Source organism: Actinocorallia lasiicapitis (genome assembly GCF_054778695.1).
In genome coordinates, this window is the sequence record NZ_BAAGZI010000752.1 from 1 (window position 1) to 1,161 (window position 1,161).

Annotated in this window: 2 protein-coding genes; one reads left to right on the top strand and one right to left on the bottom strand. The window is 69.0% G+C overall.

The genetic code is table 11. The annotated features are described in order from the left end of the window. Positions 1 to 274 (bottom strand): gluconokinase (locus tag ACYVE7_RS34360; RefSeq protein WP_460370791.1); only part of this gene is annotated, 274 nt, incomplete at its 3' end. Positions 275 to 429: 155 nt separating this feature from the next. On the opposite strand from ACYVE7_RS34360, the gene ACYVE7_RS34365 reads away from it, so the two are divergent. Then, positions 430 to 1,107, top strand: a complete 678-nt coding sequence (locus ACYVE7_RS34365) for a FadR/GntR family transcriptional regulator (RefSeq protein ID WP_460370792.1) — start codon at positions 430 to 432, stop codon at positions 1,105 to 1,107. The last annotated feature ends 54 nt before the right edge of the window (positions 1,108 to 1,161 follow it).

Below are 1,161 nucleotides of genomic sequence, written 5' to 3' on the forward strand. Positions count from 1 at the left end.
CGCGGCGCAGCGCCGAACACGCCACGACCGCCCCGCCCGCCTGGTGCTCGGCCAGCCACACGCCGATCGCCCGCAGCCACGGCAGCCGGTCCTCATCGGTGAGGGGGATGCCGGCGGCCATCTTGGCGACGTTCTGCGGGGTGTGGAACGGGTCGGCGTCGGCGAAGGGCACGCCCAGCCGCGCGGCCAGCGCCGTGCCGACGGTCGACTTGCCGGAACCGGCTACGCCCATGACCACATAGAGCGGTCCGGCTGCTCGAGCGGGGTTCGTCATGGGAGAGCCTCTCGAAAGGGGATTAATCCCGGATCCTGACATGTTTCATACTCTTTAACAAGATGTGAAGGCTTAATAATCATACTTAATGCCGGGCGGGCTCGGTTTCGGGCTGCGTCATGCGAAGATCTGTTGATGTGGGTACACATGCCAGCGTGCTGGACGCCATCGGCCGGATGATCGTCTCCGGGGAGCTCGAACCCGGCACGGTCCTGCGGATCGAGGAGTTCGAGACACGGTTCGAGGTCTCCCGCACCGTCGTGCGGGAAGCGGTCCGCGTGCTGGAGTCCATGGGGCTCGTCAGCAGCAGACGCCGCGTCGGCGTGATCGTCGGCGCCCGCACCGGATGGAACGTGTTCGACCCGCGGATCATCCGCTGGCGGCTCGACGGCGACGGACGCGAAGCGCAGCTCCGCACTCTCGGCGAACTGCGCCGCGGGTTCGAACCGGTCGCCGCGGGCCTCGCCGCCGATCACGCCTCACCCGCGCAGTGCGGGGTCCTCACCGGAGCCGTCATGGAGATGGCCGTCCACGCCAGGTCCGGCGACCTCGAGGCCTACCTCGCCGCCGATGTGCTGTTCCACCGAACCCTCCTGGAGGCGTCCGGCAACGAGATGCTCGCCGCCCTCGCCGGCGTCGTCGAGGAGGTCCTGGCCGGCCGCACCCACCACGCCCTCATGCCCCGCACCCCCGACCCCGCCGCCGTCCGCTGGCACCTCGAAGTAGCCCAAGCCGTCCAGTCCCGCGACACCACCACCGCCGAACACCTCATGCGCGAAATCGTCGAAGAAGCCACCCGCTCCATGCTCACCCCCGACCCCGCCACCCCCTAATGGGAGCTACCGGGTGAGCCTCACTGGCAGACTCGGTGCCTGGTAGCCGCTGGT